Raw genomic sequence first — 17,336 nt, 5'->3', positions numbered from 1 at the left:
CCTGAAGCGCAACGTTTTCATATGATATGGCGCGAGGGCTTATTCTTGCAAGACGCTGGCAAGAGAAGCCTTCTTGGCAAGCAGCACGGCTTGCGTACGGCTTTGCACGCCGAGTTTACGCATGATTGCAGTTACATGCGCCTTGACCGTGGTTTCGGCAATGGACAGATCAAACGCAATCTGCTTGTTCAGCTTACCCTCACAAATAAGCTGCAGAATGCGCGATTGCTGATTGGTCAATGTGGCAAGCCGATTGGCGGCGTCGCTGTGTTCGGTTTCCGCATCGTCGTCAATCAGTGCAAAACCGTCCGGCACAAAGACGCCCCCGGAATGAACTGTCTCGAAAGCTGTACGAAACACATCTCGCTGGCTGTGCTTGGGGACATAGCCTGAGGCACCCGCACGGATCACCTGACTGATCACGCGGTTCTCTGAAATCGACGACACCACGATGACCGGTGCATCGGTGGCCGCTTTGACGCGCACCAAACCTTCAAGCCCGTCCACATCCGGCAGGTTGAGGTCCAGTATAACCGCATCTGGTCGCAACCCACTGGCAATCAGAGCAATCGCGTTTTCCAATCGATCTGCGGTGTGGATTTCACCAATTCGAGTGACACTTTGCAACGTCATCGACAAAGCATCACAAAACAATGGATGGTCATCGACGATCAGGACCTTGCCAAAATCAATCTGTCCGGAGGTTTTTGCAAACATGAAACTTGGCCTTCGCAATCTGGTTGTCCCAACCCTAGCAACCGGCGGGTGCCGCGCCTACTGGCGAAACGTCGTATACCCGGAACCCATGCTTAGTTAACATTCCTTTTTTTAGGCAAAATCGACTGACGTAGTACTGCTGTCACCTTGGCTCCGATTTGGGGGGCTTCGCTTTCTCTGGGACCCGCGACGTTCAATACCGCATTGGGTCTCGCCATAACCCAATGCTTTACTTGGCGCGCGCACGCCTCAAGCCCCTGCCCTAGATCAACGACCAGATTAGGCTTTCCGATCTCTTGCGCGAAATCGATGGTCAACTGCGTTCCCGGACTGGTCGATCCATCCAAAAACACCAGCAACGCGTCGCAGGACAAAACGTTCATCCTTGTTCGCTCGGCAACATCTTCAGACTGCGTTTCAGACAAATTGGTGAAGCGATCCGGAATGCGGCCCGCCTCATTCAAGCGGCCTTTCGGAACCCAGCCGCCATAGGGAATCTCGTTTTCCAAAGCGAACTGGAAAGCCGCCAGATCAACGCCCGTTTGTCCGCCGGTCATGATTTTCACAAAACGCTCCTTGCCCTAAATCGGCGTCTCGCTAGCCCAACAGACCGATTTCATGCCCGTCAATGATAATCGCCAGGTCCCAGTATTTTCTGATTTCTTCCTCGGCGGCCTGGGCTGCAGCGGCCTCCTCGGGAACGCGTTCGACACGAAACCCGAACCGTTCAAGACCGCAATAATCAACGCGGCTGAGAATGACCGGAAAAACCTCCCGCTCCATCGCGGCGGCGGCCAAAAGCCTGGCGATGCGATACGGTATCTCTGGCGGTTCATGCACCCGCACGCCGATATGCACCGGACCACCGGGTTCGCGGTCCCACAGCATAAGCGACGGTGCCAGCCGCATGTTCGGAAAGACAACCTTGCCAAGCGGCTTGGCGCCGTGATCCTCATTGATCAGATCGTCCAGCGGCACGGGCCGATTTGGCGACGTTCGGCTGAGGATTTCGAACCATAGATCACTGGTCATATCCGGCCCCCAATTCGGTCAACAATTCGGCGGCCTTGACTGCCCCCGTTTTTGGCAGCTCAAAATCATTCAAAGCGGATCGGTACAATTCGGCTCCGTCATGATCCAACCAATCTGCGACCGTGCGTTCAAGCTTCATGAATTCGCGCTCTGTGATAGCGGCGCACAAGTCACGGTCGGCCATGGCTGTGGCGCGCCGTTCCTGATCGTCCAGATAGGGTGCTGACTGCGGAATAAATATCGCCGGGATGCGATGGTACAGCATCTCAAGGACCGAGTTGTAACCGGCTGCAGATATAACCACATCCGCGGCAAGACAAAGCTTGGTCGCCTCTAACGTCTGAACCACCTGGGTGTTTTTCCAACCAAATGTGGCAGGCTGAACCGTGCTTCCGGGCCACGTTACAACAAGGTGCAGGCAATCTTTGCGCGCCTCTAGCATGCCCGAGATCGCCTGCAATTGTGCAGACCTGTCCGAGGCAACCCCACCCCCTAACATGCTGACAACCAGTTGCTTGAAGTCGCGCCCGAAACGTTCCGCCAGCCGGGTCTTGAGCTGTTCTATTTCCGCGGCGGATTGTTCCACCTGACGCACGATTGGCCCGACATAATGGACATGGTCACCATAGCTGTAAGCGTCGTTCAGCTCGTCTAATGCCTCGGAGGGCACGATGACACGGTCAAACACGCTTTCGCGGCGCAGCATGGTCTGCCTTGACCGGCCTTCGGGCCACAACCCGCGCCGGATCCAAGCCGCCGACAGTTTGCGTTCACGGATCACCCGGTAGACGGAGTCAAACACATAGCCGCCGTCAAAAACCAACGTGTCGTTTTCCTGAAGTACCCCACCAAGACGCCGATAGGTCAGCACGTCATTGCCATCAGAATTGGTCTTTGTATCGGTGCGCTGAACCAGCGGGATGCAGTCGATACCTTCACGGCGAACAAGCGGAATGCAGCTGGGAAAGGCCGCGAACATTTTTGTCATGGTGTCCGGCATTTCACGGGCAATGATACTACACCGCTGCGCGTGGCCCAGCCCCACCCCGTTTGTCGGGAAAAACAGGGTTTTGGGCTTGTCCTGTTCCGTCTGACGCCGTTTCGGTTTCAGACCTGCAGCCGTTTCCAGACGAGAAATATCAACTGTGTGCAACCATTGCGATTTTGAGGCCTGTTCGACAATTTGCGGCACGTTCCCGATCACATTGCCGATCAGATACCCATCCAATGCGAAAGGAGTCTTGGGGCCCAGCAATGCAGGTGCGCCCGAGGACATCAGAACCTCATCGTCGGTACAGTCAATGGCAACGCCGCCCGTTGCAATCAGCTCAACCGCAAAAGCGGCCATGCGAACTCCGGCAATTCCATTACCGAACATCGCCAGAATATCCGTCGAAATTGCCAAAGTCAGCGGCGACAGTCCGGTATACAAGTAGGTCGGCAAATCGTGAAACGGCGACGCCTTGATCGCCTCATTCTGTGCGCCGCTAACAATGAGTTTCAGGTTATAGCCACTCTGGCTGCTCATCCGGGAAAAACAAGACAGCGTCTCGGGGTTGTCCAACTCCATCGAACCCAGAACAACAGTCACGTTCGGCACCACCCGTTTGGACCGCCGCGATACGGGCCGAACATCCGCCACCAAAGGACTTGAGGTCGATGGCAACACCGGTCGCGGTTGAAAGTCTGTCAGGTCGATCACCTGGGCTTCGCGCCCAAGCGCATAGGCCAGCCGGGCCTTGGCCGCGATATAGCTTTGCTGAGTCACAAAGCGGCCCGTCGCAACAACCGGGACACTCGGGTCGAGCTGTTTGTTGCGCAACGACGCAAGAAGAAAATCATCGATCTCTTCTGCACCCAGTACGAATACGCTCTGCGCCTTGTTCTCGCCCGGGTCGACAAGAAACTTGGCTGCCTCGTAAATCCTGCCACGCCCTGCATCCTCGGGCAGATAATCGGCATCAATGCACACATTGAAGCCACGTGCGGCAAGCTGCTCGGCAAAGATCAACTGCGTGTCAAACGACCGCAATGAGCGTGTGCCCACTTCGACATAGATCATTTGTTCACCCCGCTATCGGCGGACAAAACCCCCGACAGCATCGCTTTGAATTTCCCTGCAGAGTAGTTCTGCAGCGCCGATTGCGATCTGGCCACCTGATCATGATATTTCTGCGGCTGGGCGATCAGGTCGGCAATGATTGTGTCCACCTGAGATGGCTGGCAAGCCAAGACAGCATTTCCGAACGTAGCGCCAGTATCAGTGTTGGTTAGAACCACCTTACCCGCGGCAACCGCTTCGGCCACAACGCGACCAAAGCTTTCCTGCCAGGTCGGCGCGGTGAAATATACAAAAAAGTCAATCATTCCAAAGAACTCTTGCACAGTTATGGCATCAAAGGGAAGCAAGGTCCAATGCGCACGAAGAACACGGGCATTCAACAAAGCATCCGCCCCGAGAATTACATTGCACTGCGAATGGCTTGGAAAACAGCTGTCCAAATCAGCAATAACCGGGAACTTCTCGAATCCGGGTCGTGAATGACGCCCACGGCGGTCCTGTGGTGTTTCACATGGGGCGCTCATCTCGGTCTCGCAAATGTTGAACCAGTCAGAGCCCAAAACGTCCCACTGTCGCGCCACACGAGAAGTTGCCAACCAGTCGACGACGCCGCTTCGATTAAACGGTGATATCGGCGCGAGTGTTTTCCTGAGCGAAATTGTCGAGGCTTCAATCTGGCTTAAACAGCTTGAAACATCAAACCCCTCTGCCCCACCCGGACGCAGAAAATTCTCATGCGTGATCACGTACAGCTCGCGCGCAATGATCCTTGTGCCAAGCGTGTCCTGAAATTTCAAAAAAGACGGGTTGTGCAAAAACACGAAATCCGCGCTGATCCGGGGTGCATCCCAAATGATCGGAATGTTCAGCTCGTCCAGCACCTGCCGCAAAACCGGTGAAACGTGTTGGTTGGTGCCAAACGTCCTGGACGTGATCGCGTGCACGACCACCTGCCCGCATTCGGCGGCCACCGGCAATTCGGCCGCCACAGCCGCAGAAGTCCCGCCAGAGAACCGCGGCTCGATGACATAGGCGATCGTTGGTGTGTTCGATCGCCCGAAGGCAAGCATTTCTGACATCCGACTCAGTGTTGCCGCGAGGCATCGAATGCCTCGTTAGCCGCACGGTTCTCGCTGCTGGCCGGTGCACTGGTGGCATAGCTGAAATCCAGATTGCCAACAGATGCGACCTCGTGAAAGCTCCGCAGCTCCAGCGACAGTTCATCTTCGCCGGTCAATAGCTCCGGGTTTTTGTCGAGGTAGGAATACAGTGCCTGAATGTCATTGGTGGACAGCATTTGGTCGATGGCCAGCAGATGCTCAAGCGTAATTTCGGCACGCGCGTTTTGGGTCGTCGATAAGAATAGCAGAGCAGTTACGATGCCGATAAGTCGTCTATCCGTCATTTTGGATACCTCGTCGGAAACAATTAACAGTACAAAATCTTGTATCAGCCTTTTCAGTATAGCTTAAAAATACAGTCATTGGGTCGTCGCTTTCTTAAGTTTGCTCAGGACCTGACTTTTCAGTTGATTGACGCGGTTAGGGGCCTGGGTTCTGGCCGTGCTGCGTGTGTTGGTTCGCTTGACACTGGCGACGCCAGAGCCTTTTCCTGCCAACCATAACTCTACGATTCCACTAGGAGTTTTGTTGTTGGACCCTGTGAAATCCCGCAGCAATGCACCGGAGTCTCTGGCAAGGGCGGCGGCTCTTTCCTCGTCCTGCTTGTGATAGAAGCGAACGTTTGACTGGGTGATCTTAAACCCCACGCGGGCTTGCCCGTTAAGCTCATGTCCGGTCGAAGTCAGGTTGGACACAACAGAATCCACAACGCTCTGCGGAACATTGGTCGGCGCATAGATCCGGAAGGTCACGGACATGTTTGCCGGGGCAGGCTCTGGTTCCGGGGGTGTGATTGCATCATTCAGCAGAGCCGGTGCCCGAGGCAAGACCGGTGGTTCCAGTGGGCTTGGTGTCACCGAAAGGACCGGTGCCCGTAAAGCCAATGATGTCTCGTAAGCGGCCGGTGTGATCAATGGGGCCGGCGCGTCGATTGGCTTTGGCGCGATTGGCAATGCCGCCAATTCGACAGGCTCGGGCTGGGGTTCGTATGGCAACGGTTGCGCAATCTCGGCAGCAAGGTTTGTTCCCTCTGGTCGCACGGCAATGTCCGAACCGGTTGCTTCGCTTGTCTGAAAACCCTGTTCCGGCTGAGTACCATTCTCGGGCTCGGTCAAGAGGACATCCAAAGATACTTGCGTCACTGTATAGTCCAGTACACCGGGCTGGATCGGAACTACAGGCGGACGCATTGTTTTTGGGGTTGCTGCTACGTTTACGCCTTTCAAAAACTCTTCGGGTTTAACCACAGTCACCGTTGTTTCAAGCAAAGCGACAGAAGTGCTGAAAATTTCCGCCGTGGATTGAAGCCGGACAAAACCAAGATTCAACTCTTCCCGAGGTCGATAGCTTGGCAGGGTTATCGGCAATGGTGGCTGGACAAGGGTCGGCACGAAAGACCGAACACTAGGTGCCAAGCGCGACAATTCTGGTTTGAAACCGCCCGGTTGCTCGGACAAATCTAACAAGGGTCGCGACAACGAGGCCAAATCCTGTGACGCGGCTGCGTCACCGTCAGGCAAATTCGATTCAGATGGTACATCGAACACGGTTTCAGAAGTTACAGTCGGGTCCGCCGCATCACCTGTAATGTCGGACGGCGGCACCGATCGCTCGGCGAGTTCCGCGTCTTGTTGCATGATCGCGCCTGTTGCCGCGGTCTCTTGGCTCACCAAACCTGCGTTTTCGGTTGGACCGGGGGCGTTCAACCCAGACAAAATCAAAAAAACCGACGACGACGCAACAACACCGATGCCGCATCCTGCCGCGACCAGTCCCAACCGCATCTTGAGACGCTTGCGATTCTGATCGTCTGTTCTTTCCTGAAGGGTTCTGCGCAATCGATCCGCGAACCCTTCCTCGGGAAGCTTTTGACCTGATTTCGGGTCGGCTAGATCCTCTGGCGTGTTGTCGGGATGGATGCCCGGCGCGGGCCTGCCATCGGGCGGCACAGTGTGTGCTTCTCCTCGAGCATCGCGTGTCACGTTTTCAGTCGCGCGACTGTCATCATTGACGGTTTGACTGTCAAATCGTCCTGCCGTCGCTTTTTGAACCGACTCACCAGATTGGTGAGAGCTGGTAGCTTGGGCAGACTTACCAAAGGTTCCCGACAGCCCCGCCGCTGCGTTTAGCGCGTTCGCTGGTTGCGCACCATCGGTTGAGTTCGTGGCTTTGGGTTGGTCTGGATCAGATGACTGTGAAGCAGCGGCTTTTGCCTTGCGAGTGGCGATGTTTATTTCTCGTTGTTTCCGAGCATTTTCAAGCATCTCCTGCCAGTCAGGAGATTGCACAAAGTCATAAACACCCGACACTTTGTTAGCGTCATTTTTGGCAACTTCAGGGCGAGCTTTTGGATCGCTGGCCTTTGTCATCAATACCCCCGAACTGGCCGCCGGAACACGCTCTTTGCTGTCGCAACTCGGGCAAACCAAATACACTCGTGAACATCAAAAAATTCAAAAAAATGTACAAAGTAGTATAAAAAATTGACCGCTTGAAGACAAGTAACCCGGTGTTCGACGTACATCTATTGCCATTTTCGCAAGGGCAGAATGCGCCGCCGTTCGCCCCTTCTGCGCCCTAACGCTATCTGCGTTGGCGACGCGAATTCAGTAAAATTGGGTCCGTCAAATCATTGGTGATCAAGCTGATCAGGGCTGTTTCCGCAGATCAAAAATCTTGCCGTCGAACGGTTACAGGGACACAGGCGCGCGGCGCCACGCTGCGACGGTCAGCACACCGTTTCAGTCAGCCATTCGGAATCTGGTTAAACCCGCTTTACTGTCTCAGACCTCTAAATCCAGGACCAGAATTCCGTCGATGCCGCCCACGGCGTTTTCGACCAACTGCGCGCCCAGCGCTTTGTGCCTCTCGTTGCTTTGATAGCTTGCCAATGCGGCCCAATCATCGAAATCAATCACAAACCCATGCTTGTAACCGCGTTCGATCTGTTCAGGGCTTTCGCTGCGGCCACCGGCAAACCCGCCTGCACCCGGCAGGGCGTCGGTTAGGTCCGACAGGCCCCTGTAAATCTTCCCGATGGTTTCTTCGGTCACGTCGGACCGGAATTTTGTCAGGACTATATGGCGGATCAAAGTTAGCTGCCTTTATCATGAGTGCAGGAGCGCAAGCGTCCGAAGAATTCGAGCGTCACCATAACTAAGGCGTTTGCAACCAGAATGTTCCTAAGACTTCGAGCCTGCCTTAGATCGCCAAATACTCCTCGCGAAGGCCGGTGTCTTGAAGCACCTCGTTCGCCGTCCCATCAAATACGATAGTGCCGGTGTCCAGAATGATCGCGCGATCGGCTAACTCCAATGCTCGGACGGCGTTCTGTTCGACGATGATCGTAGTCATACCCTGTTGCTTGACGTGAGCCAGTGTTTTTTCAATCTCGTCGACAATGACCGGCGCCAGACCTTCGTAAGGCTCATCCAGAAGCAGGACTTTGATATCCCGAGCAAGGGCTCTTGCGATTGACAGCATTTGCTGTTCGCCACCCGACAAGGTAATCCCCTCTTGCTTTCTGCGTTCGCCTAGGCGCGGGAACAACTCATACAGCCGCTCCAGAGACCAACCGACAGGCGGGGCAATCTGGGCAAGCTGCAGGTTTTCCTCAACGGTCAGCCCTGGGATAATTCGTCTGTCTTCCGGCACAAGGCCAAGGCCAACAGACGCCGCTTCGTAGCTTGTCATATTGTGTAGCGGCTGATGATCCAGCCAGATTTCACCGTGCCTTACTTCAGGATCGCCTACCCGCGCTATCGACCGGAGTGTCGAGGTTTTGCCAGCGCCGTTCCGTCCAAGCAGGGCCAGAATCTCGCCTTCGTGCACGTTAAAGCTGACGCCTTGCACGATATAGCTTTCTCCGTAGTACGAATGCATGTCCCATACAGACAGGAACGCAGGCGCGGTGCTTGCCCTATTGGCGTTTTTTGAAAAGTCGGGTTTCTCGTTCATAGCTTTTCCTTACGCCGCCTCGCCCAAATAGGCTTCACGAACCTTGGGATGTCCACGGATTTTCTCTGGAGTATCTTCGACCAGCGGCGTCCCTTGCGCCAGAACTGTGATGCGTTCCGCAAGGCTGAAGACCACATGCATGTCATGCTCGATAATAGCGATGGTTATGTCGCGCTCATCCTTGATCTGTTTTAGCAAATCAATGGTGTTGTTGGTGTCCGCCCGTGCCATGCCAGCCGTAGGTTCGTCCAGCAACAACAGCCGCGGATTTTGACTAAGGCACATGCCAATCTCAAGTCGCCGCTTGTCGCCCCGGGACAGCGACGCCGCGTGCATTTCGCGTTTGTCGGCCATGTTCATTTCTTCCAGCATGACTTCGGCCTGTTCGACGACCTCACGTTCGCTAGCGATGGTCTCATAGGCATGCATCCGGAATGCCCCATCCCGCATCGCGAAGATCGGGATCAGCATGTTCTCCATCACAGTCAACTCGCCAAAGATCTCAGGCGTTTGGAACACGCGGCTGATGCCCATCTGGTTGATCTGGAACGGCTCGAGTCCCAGAACCGAGTTGTTGTTGAACAACACCGATCCGGTGTCTGGCATCAGCTTGCCCACCAGACAGTTCAGCAGTGTCGATTTTCCCGCGCCATTGGGGCCGATGATCGCATGAACCGAGTTCTCTTCGATATTGAGGTTCACATCTGTCAGCGCCTTGAGGCCACCGAAGCGTTTGCTGACGTCTTTCACTCTTAGAATTGCCATTTCTCGCCCCTTATTCGGCCGGTTCTGTTTTGCCCGAGGGCGCATCGTCGGTGTCTTTATTCTTGCGCTTGAAGCGCTTGAGCAAACGTTGCCCACCTTCGACAAGACCACCCGGCAGATAGATGACAACCAGCATGAACAGGATGCCCAGCGTCAGGTGCCAGCCTTTGCCGATGAACGGGTGGATCACGAACACCACGGCGTCCTCCAGTCCGTCAGGCAGGAATGCGAACCAGCTATGCAGGACGTTGTCGTTGATCTTCGAGAAGATGTTCTCGAAATACTTGATGAAACCTGCGCCCAGAACCGGGCCGATCAACGTGCCCGTACCACCGAGGATCGTCATCAGAACCACCTCGCCCGAGGCCGTCCATTGCATCCGCTCGGCACCTGCCAGCGGGTCCATGGCGGCCATCAGACCACCGGCCAGACCGGCGTACATGCCAGAAATCACAAAGGCCGCGAGCGTATATGGCTTGGAGTTCAGACCCGTATAGTTCATCCGCTGTTGGTTCGACTTCACCGCACGCAACATCATGCCAAAGGGTGAGCGGAAGATGCGGATCGACAAGTAGAAAACGACCATCATGATCACTGCACACAGATAGTAGCCTGCGTTGAAGTCAAAGCTCCACGCGCCGACGTCCATCGTGTACGTCGCGCGCATTGGTAAGCCGAACAGATGCGGTAGGTCGGGCGCGTTGGCGCCCTGCAGAATCTGCGGATCGTCTGCATAAACCTGCAAGCCAGTTTCCCCGTTTGTCAGGTTAAACTTGGGGTTTGACAGCACCGAGTAGGCCAGCGCAAAACTCATTTGTGCGAAGGCCAGCGTGAGGATCGAGAAATAGATCCCCGACCGCCGCAGGCTGATGAACCCGATAAGTAGTGAGAACAGGCCCGCGACGACGACACTCAGCGCGATGGCTGGAATGACGTTGTAGCTGAGCAGTTTGAACATCCAAACTGCCGAGTATGATCCTACGCCCAGAAAGGCCGCGTGACCGAAGGACAAGTACCCGGTCAGGCCAAACAGAATGTTGAACCCGATGGCAAAGATCCCGAAAATCACGAACCTCTGCATCAAATCCGGGTAACCCGCGTTGAACTGCGCCATGGCGCTGCCCTCTGGAAACGGGTTCAGGATGAAAGGCGCCAGCAAGGTCAGGAGTGCGACGACGATCAGCAGGCTGGTGTCTTTTTTATTCAGTCCCAACATTGATTATTCCTCCATCACGCCCTTGCGCCCCATCAGCCCGCGCGGACGCGTCAGCAGCACGATGATGGCGACAAGGTAGATGATGATCTGATTGATGCCTGGGATCGTTGTGGTGGCCCAGGTGGTCGAGGCAAAGCTTTCCAGAATGCCCAGCAAAAAGCCTGCCAGAACGGCGCCTGGCAATGACCCCATTCCGCCAACAACAACCACGACGAAGCTAAGGACCAGAAAGTCCATTCCCATGTGATAGTTCGGCGGGTTGAGCGGCCCGTACATCACACCGGCCAGACCGGCGACACCGGCGGCAATGCCAAACATAATGGTAAACCGGCGGTCAATATTGATGCCCAGCAGGCCCACCGTTTCCCTGTCAGCCATTCCGGCGCGGACAACCATCCCGAAAGTGGTGAACTGCAGGAACGAAAACACTGCCCCGATTATGCCCACGGCAAAGCCAAAATAGACCAATCGCCAGATCGGGTAGATGATTGCATTGGGATCAAAACCAACCATGGTGCCCAGATCGACAGATCCGCTCAGCACATCGGGCGGCGGGGTCTGGATCGGGTTGGCGCCAAAGAAATACTTGACGATTTCCTGCAGAACGATCGCAAGACCAAAGGTCACCAGGATCTGGTCTGCATGCGGGCGCTTATAGAAGTGTTTGATCAGCCCGCGTTCCATCACATAGCCAACCAGCAGCATGATCGGGATCGCAAACAGGATGGCCAACGGGACGGACCAGTCGATGATCGTTGCGCCGACTTCGGGGCCGAACCAGGCCTCGATATAAGGGGTTTCGACCTTCAGCGGATTACCCAAAAAGTCTTTTTGGGTTTCATCCAGGGTCACGAAACTCAGGTTCAGCAGCTTTTGCAAAGTAACGGCGCAGAACGCGCCAATCATGAACAAAGCCCCGTGGGCAAAGTTCACGACGCCGAGCGTCCCGAAGATCAGAGTCAGACCCAGCGCGATCAGCGCATAAGCCGAGCCCTTGTCCAGACCGTTGAGTATTTGCAGTAGGATGGCGTCCATTGGGCCCACCTCAGGGTTGGTCAGTGTGGATTGAGTGGTTGGGACCAGGCCCACAGGCCTGGCCGTAAGTCGCCTGACCGCCGAGAACGACGGTCAGACATGCCCCAAAAGGCTTACGCGCCCGGATTGCACTTGCCCAGTTCGCCACCGGCGAACATTGGGTGCTCGGGATCGTATTCGACCTGCGAACGCGGCGTGATCTCGACGATTTCAAGCGTGTCATAGGCGTTGGTCGGGTTCTCGTTGCCCCGCACAACCAGCACGTCCTTGAAGCACTGGTGATCGGCACCGCGATACCATGTCGGACCGTTGCCCAATCCGTCGAACTCAAAGTCTTCCAGAGCTTCGGCAACACCACATGGATTGAAGGTGCCCGCACGCTCACATGCATCCGCATAAAGCAGCACTTGTGCATAACAGGTCTGAGCGGAGTTGGACGGCGGCTTGCCGTATTTCTCACCAAAGGACTTCACGAAGGCCTTGGTGCCCTCATCCTGCAGCTGCCAGTTCCAGTTCATCGAACCCAGCACGCCCTTGATGTTCTCGCCCGCACCAGCGGCCATCAGCTCGGAATACAGCGGCACGACGATCTTGAAGTCCTTGCCGTTTGCAACCTTGTCGAGCAGACCGAACTGGATCGCGTTGGTCAGCGAGTTTACCATGTTCCCGCCATAGTGGTTCAGAACCAGCACGTCCGCGCCAGAGTTCAGAACCGGTGCGATGTAGGACGAGAAGTCGGTCGACGCCAGCGGTGTTTTGACCGTGTTGACCGTTTCCCATCCCAGGGCTTCGGTCGAGGCAACGATCGACTCTTCCTGGGTCCAGCCCCAGTTGTAGTCCGCCGTCAGGTGATAGGCACGACGTTCCTTGCCCATCTCAGCCGCCAGAACTGGCGCCAGCGCCGCACCCGACATGTAGGCATTGAAGAAGTGACGGAAACCGTTGGCCTTCTTGTCCTTACCCGTAGTGTCGTTTGCATGGGTCAGGCCGGCCATGAAGATCACGCCCGCCTCTTGGCACAGGCCCTGAACCGCAACAGCCACGCCCGAGGACGAACCACCGTTGATCATGATTGCGCCGTCTTTTTCGATCATCGACTTGGCCGATGCGCGGGCTGCATCCGATTTGGTCTGGGTGTCGCCGGTGACGAACCCGACCTTCTTGCCGAGGATACCGTTCCCCTGCAGCGCCTTCGACGAGAAAGTGTTCAGGCAACCACCGTCGCCTTCGCCGTTCAGATGTTCGACCGCCAGCTGTTGCGCCAGCAGTTCATCATTGCCTTCGTCGGCATAAGGTCCGGTTTGCGGAACATTGAAGCCCAGAGTGACGGATGACCCTGTCGGCTCATTAGTAAAGGCAGCGGCCGACGAAGCCGTAAAGATCGTAGGCAGGGCCAGACCGGTACCTGCAACGGCACCGGACTTTAGCACGCCGCGGCGCGTGACATTTTTCTTAGTCATTTATTCCTCCCATTTCCATTTTTCGTCCTTTGGCTCCTCTTCCAGCAGACGAAAGCGCACTTTTGTGCATTCCAATAATGGAAATCGGACAGAAAATTTCTCAATAAATTACTAGTCTTGAAACAAAATTTTGTAAATTTGTTCACGAAATTTGGGATTTTTTGTAAAGAAAGTAACAGTCAGCTATGCCCAGGCATTGTCGCGCAAATCATCGTGGGGGGCTTATCTTGTGCCTCCAGCATGGTAGCCGGAGCGCTTTAGCAGTTGGGTTCAAGCTGAGCATGAGACCAAGAACTGGTCCCCCCTACGGAACTGCATCAAAGCAACGCGGCTCGCTGTCTGTTTCGATTAATCCTGATGTAAACCGGGCGCTCAGGCCAATCGGCAATGGGATTGGGTTGCGCGAATCCGGACTGCAGTGAATTTGCCGTCACCCGAAACGTGATAGTTCGAGCGCGCCGATATTTGGGTAAGGTCTTGCGGCGGAAAGCACATTTGAATTGAGGCGGGTATGAGTGGCGGTGCCGTCAGACAAATTCGAACTAGTCTCAGCTAAGCCAATATAGGTGCCCTTTATGCCATACCAAGTTCGCGCCACTCGGCAAGAGCGACGGTGCGTGTCAGCTTGAAGGTGTCTCGGCTGGCGAGCGATCTTTCCTGGTTGAAGTGGTTATAGACTGAGGAATGGACGGAGGCGAGTTTTTGCAAACTTCGCATACGCCTGAAACACTGCATTGCGCGTTCGTGTCGCCGGAACGGCAGGTGCGAGCTCTCGAACCGGTTATTGAGCCACCTGCCCGTCTGCTTTTTTTCGGTAGCACCAAGCTCTCTGAGAGCGGCCCCATACGATGCGAAGCGATCCATGACGACGTTTTCCGCTTTACCATGTCGCTTCACCAGTTTCTTGAAGAATTTCAATGCTGCAGCTTTGCTTCGACGTTTGGTTACGACGCCTTCCAGCACGTCGCTCTCGTGATCAACAGCCCGCCAAAGTAATGCCGCTTGCCATTCACCTTCACAAAAACCTCATCCACGTGCCATTTCATTTGGTGTATGCGAAGTCGCGGAACAGGCTTCCTTCTGATCTCAACAGTAAACATCGGGCCAAACCTGTTCCACCAGTATCTGACAGTTTCATGGCTTACTTCGATACCTCGCTCATGCAGCAGTTCTTCGACACGCCGAAGCGAGAGCGGGAAACGGATGTACAGCATCACTGTCAGGCGGATGATCTCGGGGCTGGTCTTAAAGTATTTGAAAGAGGCAGGTCTGGTCATGGGCAAAAGCTACGCAACACCCCTGCCCCGCTCAAGCAAAATTCTTCTGACAAGACCCTCCGAAGTTGGTAAAAAATTTCGCAATAAAGCTTCTAGTGGAACATATCTGCTGTGATGGCGGCGTACCAAATCTCGGATTCTTCGTAGGTTGTCTTGCGCAGGTTAGCGTCCTCACCGACTTGGCTGACAAAGCCGTCAACTCGTGCTATCTTTTCTTCAGTCGCTTCGTATGTCGCACCGACTTTGACACCGTCATTTACAGCGATCAATGACCAGCACGTGTTTGCGTATCTAGGCGGGAATATTCGGGACCCGGTCAGCGAACCCCGGACAGCATTGGCGCAGACCTTGGCTTGCGAATTGGCCGAGAATCCAGATTTTGGCATGTCGCCCTGTTGACAGGCATCGCCCAGAACATAAACATCCGGGTCGGTTTTTGACGACATGTCAGCCGAATTGACCGGCGCCCATCGGCCATCCGTAACACCCGCAAGTTCGGCAATACGTCCGGCTTTCATCGCAGGGATGACATTGCAAACATCAACAGCCATTTCTTCGCCGTCAATCGTCAGAGTCATCTGATCCGGGTCTACCGATACGTCTCCGCCGCCAAAGTCTTCGCCGATCCAGTCGATCATGCCCGGATAGTGCGTGGCCCAGCCATCCTCGAACAGAGCCATTTTAGAGAATTTTGGTTTAGGGTCGGCAATAACAATTTTGGCCGTAGGGTTGGTGGTTTTCAGAACATGCGCCACCATCGAAATACGCTCGTATGGACCGGGTGGGCAGCGATAAGGGTTTGGTGGCGCAACCATTGCATACACCCCGCCTTCCGGCATGTTATCGATCTGGGCACGCAGAAGCTGAGACTGAGAACCGGCCTCATAAGCGTGGGGCATTTTATTCTGCGCCGATAGATCCCAGCCTGGAACAGACCCTTCGATGAAATCGATACCGGGTGACAGGATCAGCTTATCATAGGGCAGCACCTGACCACCTGCCAAAGTCACATTTTTGTCGACCCGATCGACCGCAACGGCCCAGTCATGGATAACGTTGATACCATAATTTGCAGCAAGCGCACCGTAAGTGTGCCCGATCTCATCGATCGATTTCAGGCCGCCGATGTAGAGATTAGAGAAGAAGCAGCTGAAATACACCTGTGACGGCTCGATAAGAGTGACATCGATTGCACCATCGCTATCCTTGGCAATGTATCGCGCGACCGTGCCCCCCCCGGCCCCACCACCAACGACGACGACACGGGGCTTTCCGCTGCCCTCCGCCAGAACTGCTGGTGCTGACAAAGCGCCCGTCGCGGCACCCAGAAATTCGCGTCTGTTCCAGGTCATCTGAACCCCTCCCTGCGGCCCATGTCACTCTAACGTGCTAAAGTAGGCCGCCAACGCCACTATTTCGTCATCATTTAAACGCCCGGCCATCATCTGCATGATGGGATGTTCACGCTGTTTGGCCTTATACGCCAGCATCGCGGCCACAAAAGCGTTGGGATCAAGCCCGACAATCTGTGGGATTTCGTCCGTCTGCGCATTTGCCTGATGGCAAGTCACACATTCCGCAGACAGATATGCCCCAAGCTCCACGTCCCCGTCCTTCGCTTCTGCCCTTAACCCGGCAACGGGGAGAATGCCAAAGCAGGCACAGGTGGCGAGCATGGCCTTCCGCACTTTTGATCCACAGTCTTTCAACGCCCAACGCTTGCAAATTCCACGCTCGATCAGAACCACCACTTTCGTCGGCATCATGACACGACCGAAATTGCGCGGCTATCGGTGTAGATCGCGCCGTCATCGTCAAACCAACTGAAGGTAAAAACGCCAGGTCCTGGAACAAGTGCCTGGAACTCAAAAAACGGGTTTGTAGAAATGCCCGGGCCGGTGTCGAGGTCGATGACCACCTCGCCTTCGAATTCGCACAGAAAACGATGGATGATCGACCGGGGTATAGGCTGGTTTTCTGAATCAAGGCGATGCCCAGACTCCATACGGTGGGTGATCAAGGTCTTGATCGTGACCACCTCACCGGCTCGGACCCGTTTGGGTAGCTTGACACGGGTTTTGACGCCTGCGGCCATGTCACAGCACCTCTGTCATGCGCAACCGCCAACAATAACTGACACTGCCTGTGCACCACGGTTGACACTGCCGTCCGGCAGGCGCGCGAGGGCAAAAACCTCTTGAGATTGCCCCAGGCGCATGCGCGTTGCGATAGACTGTGCGCCAGCCAAAGGTCCGAACCGCGCCCTAAGAACCGGAAGAACCGGATTGCCCGGCGCGATCAACATGACCTCCTCTGCTGAGGGAGCGTAAATTGTCACCGGTACCCGATAGCCATCCTCGGCAATGGCTTCCATACCGATGAAGACGCCACCTTTCTCAGGCGTTGCATCACCTGCAAAACTGTAGATTAGTTCTTCCAGCGTCGCGACGTTTGGCAGAGCCACCAAATCCTGCGCGCGTAACGGCGAAGCGAGGCACATCAAAGCCCAAAGGCTCACCTGCATTGCATCGCGCCGATTTAGGGTCATTGCGGCTCTTTCTTTCTGGTCAGACTCTGATGTTACCTGCGCCATCTCTTTTCGGATACATAACATATCCGTGAACCTTCACATACTTAAGTCGCGGTTACACATCGGACTGCAAGGTTGAGAAACGTGACCCGACATTGCAAGCT

General features: G+C 55.2%; 17 protein-coding genes and 1 pseudogene. All 18 read right to left on the bottom strand.

Annotated features, from left to right (window positions below; genetic code table 11):
* Positions 1-39: 39 nt before the first annotated feature.
* The 18 genes and pseudogenes from AC2FJF_RS00575 to AC2FJF_RS00490 all read right to left on the bottom strand — a co-directional run bounded on the left by AC2FJF_RS00575 (position 40) and on the right by AC2FJF_RS00490 (position 17,190).
* Positions 40-717 (bottom strand): response regulator, encoded by a 678-nt coding sequence (locus AC2FJF_RS00575; RefSeq protein WP_496722020.1) that lies wholly within the window; start codon positions 715-717, stop codon positions 40-42.
* Between the two features lie 92 nt (positions 718-809).
* Positions 810-1,274: a putative molybdenum carrier protein gene (locus AC2FJF_RS00570; protein ID WP_496722955.1), complete on the bottom strand. Its 465-nt coding sequence runs from the start codon at positions 1,272-1,274 to the stop codon at positions 810-812.
* Positions 1,275-1,314: 40 nt separating this feature from the next.
* Positions 1,315-1,749: a hypothetical protein gene (locus tag AC2FJF_RS00565; protein WP_496722018.1), complete on the bottom strand. Its 435-nt coding sequence runs from the start codon at positions 1,747-1,749 to the stop codon at positions 1,315-1,317.
* Positions 1,739-3,811, bottom strand: coding sequence for a glycosyltransferase (locus AC2FJF_RS00560; protein ID WP_496722016.1), 2,073 nt, complete (start codon positions 3,809-3,811; stop codon positions 1,739-1,741). The genes AC2FJF_RS00565 and AC2FJF_RS00560 overlap by 11 nt, the downstream gene beginning before the upstream one ends.
* On the bottom strand, positions 3,808-4,890 hold the full coding sequence (locus tag AC2FJF_RS00555; RefSeq protein ID WP_496722014.1) for a hypothetical protein: 1,083 nt from the start codon (positions 4,888-4,890) through the stop codon (positions 3,808-3,810). The genes AC2FJF_RS00560 and AC2FJF_RS00555 overlap by 4 nt, the downstream gene beginning before the upstream one ends.
* Before the next feature lie 5 nt (positions 4,891-4,895).
* Complete coding sequence (locus AC2FJF_RS00550) at positions 4,896-5,216, bottom strand: hypothetical protein (RefSeq protein WP_282150864.1); 321 nt, start codon at positions 5,214-5,216, stop codon at positions 4,896-4,898.
* 75 nt (positions 5,217-5,291) lie between these two features.
* Positions 5,292-7,301, bottom strand: coding sequence for a hypothetical protein (locus AC2FJF_RS00545; RefSeq protein WP_496722011.1), 2,010 nt, complete (start codon positions 7,299-7,301; stop codon positions 5,292-5,294).
* Between the two features lie 414 nt (positions 7,302-7,715).
* Positions 7,716-8,024 carry a Dabb family protein gene (locus AC2FJF_RS00540; RefSeq protein ID WP_496722009.1) on the bottom strand — a complete coding sequence of 103 codons (309 nt, stop codon included), beginning with the start codon at positions 8,022-8,024 and terminating at the stop codon, positions 7,716-7,718.
* 109 nt (positions 8,025-8,133) lie between these two features.
* Complete coding sequence (locus AC2FJF_RS00535; RefSeq protein WP_058274761.1) at positions 8,134-8,889, bottom strand: ABC transporter ATP-binding protein; 756 nt, start codon at positions 8,887-8,889, stop codon at positions 8,134-8,136.
* A gap of 9 nt (positions 8,890-8,898) precedes the next feature.
* Positions 8,899-9,654: an ABC transporter ATP-binding protein gene (locus AC2FJF_RS00530; RefSeq protein WP_282118831.1), complete on the bottom strand. Its 756-nt coding sequence runs from the start codon at positions 9,652-9,654 to the stop codon at positions 8,899-8,901.
* Positions 9,655-9,664: 10 nt separating this feature from the next.
* The gene (locus tag AC2FJF_RS00525; RefSeq protein ID WP_496722007.1) at positions 9,665-10,870 is read right to left on the bottom strand and encodes a branched-chain amino acid ABC transporter permease; all 1,206 of its coding nucleotides are present in this window, start codon (positions 10,868-10,870) and stop codon (positions 9,665-9,667) included.
* Between the two features lie 3 nt (positions 10,871-10,873).
* Positions 10,874-11,905, bottom strand: a complete 1,032-nt coding sequence (locus tag AC2FJF_RS00520; protein WP_109311932.1) for a branched-chain amino acid ABC transporter permease — start codon at positions 11,903-11,905, stop codon at positions 10,874-10,876.
* Positions 11,906-12,018: 113 nt separating this feature from the next.
* The gene (locus AC2FJF_RS00515; RefSeq protein ID WP_058274871.1) at positions 12,019-13,365 is read right to left on the bottom strand and encodes a substrate-binding protein; all 1,347 of its coding nucleotides are present in this window, start codon (positions 13,363-13,365) and stop codon (positions 12,019-12,021) included.
* Between the two features lie 573 nt (positions 13,366-13,938).
* Positions 13,939-14,642 (bottom strand): annotated as a pseudogene (locus AC2FJF_RS00510) (IS6 family transposase).
* 92 nt (positions 14,643-14,734) lie between these two features.
* Positions 14,735-15,994: an FCSD flavin-binding domain-containing protein gene (locus AC2FJF_RS00505; protein ID WP_496722004.1), complete on the bottom strand. Its 1,260-nt coding sequence runs from the start codon at positions 15,992-15,994 to the stop codon at positions 14,735-14,737.
* A 24-nt stretch (positions 15,995-16,018) separates the two neighbouring features.
* Positions 16,019-16,405 carry a c-type cytochrome gene (locus tag AC2FJF_RS00500; RefSeq protein ID WP_496722002.1) on the bottom strand — a complete coding sequence of 129 codons (387 nt, stop codon included), beginning with the start codon at positions 16,403-16,405 and terminating at the stop codon, positions 16,019-16,021.
* The gene (gene soxZ, locus AC2FJF_RS00495; protein ID WP_496722000.1) at positions 16,405-16,737 is read right to left on the bottom strand and encodes a thiosulfate oxidation carrier complex protein SoxZ; all 333 of its coding nucleotides are present in this window, start codon (positions 16,735-16,737) and stop codon (positions 16,405-16,407) included. Before soxZ ends, AC2FJF_RS00500 begins: the two co-directional genes overlap by 1 nt.
* A 15-nt stretch (positions 16,738-16,752) precedes the next feature.
* The gene (locus AC2FJF_RS00490; protein ID WP_496721998.1) at positions 16,753-17,190 is read right to left on the bottom strand and encodes a thiosulfate oxidation carrier protein SoxY; all 438 of its coding nucleotides are present in this window, start codon (positions 17,188-17,190) and stop codon (positions 16,753-16,755) included.
* Positions 17,191-17,336: the final 146 nt, after the last annotated feature.

It is taken from the genome of Ruegeria sp. CDSB013 (genome assembly GCF_059611165.1).
This window is presented reverse-complemented; position numbering and strand designations above follow the sequence as displayed.

Bases quoted from the DNA above. Each gene is read 5' to 3' on its own strand.
- AC2FJF_RS00575 (WP_496722020.1), bottom strand. From the start codon at position 717: ATGTTTGCAAAAACCTCCGGACAGATTGATTTTGGCAAGGTCCTGATC.
- AC2FJF_RS00570 (WP_496722955.1), bottom strand. From the start codon at position 1,274: ATGACCGGCGGACAAACGGGCGTTGATCTGGCGGCTTTCCAGTTCGCT.
- AC2FJF_RS00565 (WP_496722018.1), bottom strand. From the start codon at position 1,749: ATGACCAGTGATCTATGGTTCGAAATCCTCAGCCGAACGTCGCCAAAT.
- AC2FJF_RS00560 (WP_496722016.1), bottom strand. From the start codon at position 3,811: ATGATCTATGTCGAAGTGGGCACACGCTCATTGCGGTCGTTTGACACG.
- AC2FJF_RS00555 (WP_496722014.1), bottom strand. From the start codon at position 4,890: ATGTCAGAAATGCTTGCCTTCGGGCGATCGAACACACCAACGATCGCC.
- AC2FJF_RS00550 (WP_282150864.1), bottom strand. From the start codon at position 5,216: ATGACGGATAGACGACTTATCGGCATCGTAACTGCTCTGCTATTCTTA.
- AC2FJF_RS00545 (WP_496722011.1), bottom strand. From the start codon at position 7,301: ATGACAAAGGCCAGCGATCCAAAAGCTCGCCCTGAAGTTGCCAAAAAT.
- AC2FJF_RS00535 (WP_058274761.1), bottom strand. From the start codon at position 8,889: ATGAACGAGAAACCCGACTTTTCAAAAAACGCCAATAGGGCAAGCACC.
- AC2FJF_RS00530 (WP_282118831.1), bottom strand. From the start codon at position 9,654: ATGGCAATTCTAAGAGTGAAAGACGTCAGCAAACGCTTCGGTGGCCTC.
- AC2FJF_RS00525 (WP_496722007.1), bottom strand. From the start codon at position 10,870: ATGTTGGGACTGAATAAAAAAGACACCAGCCTGCTGATCGTCGTCGCA.
- AC2FJF_RS00520 (WP_109311932.1), bottom strand. From the start codon at position 11,905: ATGGACGCCATCCTACTGCAAATACTCAACGGTCTGGACAAGGGCTCG.
- AC2FJF_RS00515 (WP_058274871.1), bottom strand. From the start codon at position 13,365: ATGACTAAGAAAAATGTCACGCGCCGCGGCGTGCTAAAGTCCGGTGCC.
- AC2FJF_RS00505 (WP_496722004.1), bottom strand. From the start codon at position 15,994: ATGACCTGGAACAGACGCGAATTTCTGGGTGCCGCGACGGGCGCTTTG.
- AC2FJF_RS00500 (WP_496722002.1), bottom strand. From the start codon at position 16,405: ATGCCGACGAAAGTGGTGGTTCTGATCGAGCGTGGAATTTGCAAGCGT.
- soxZ (WP_496722000.1), bottom strand. From the start codon at position 16,737: ATGGCCGCAGGCGTCAAAACCCGTGTCAAGCTACCCAAACGGGTCCGA.
- AC2FJF_RS00490 (WP_496721998.1), bottom strand. From the start codon at position 17,190: ATGACCCTAAATCGGCGCGATGCAATGCAGGTGAGCCTTTGGGCTTTG.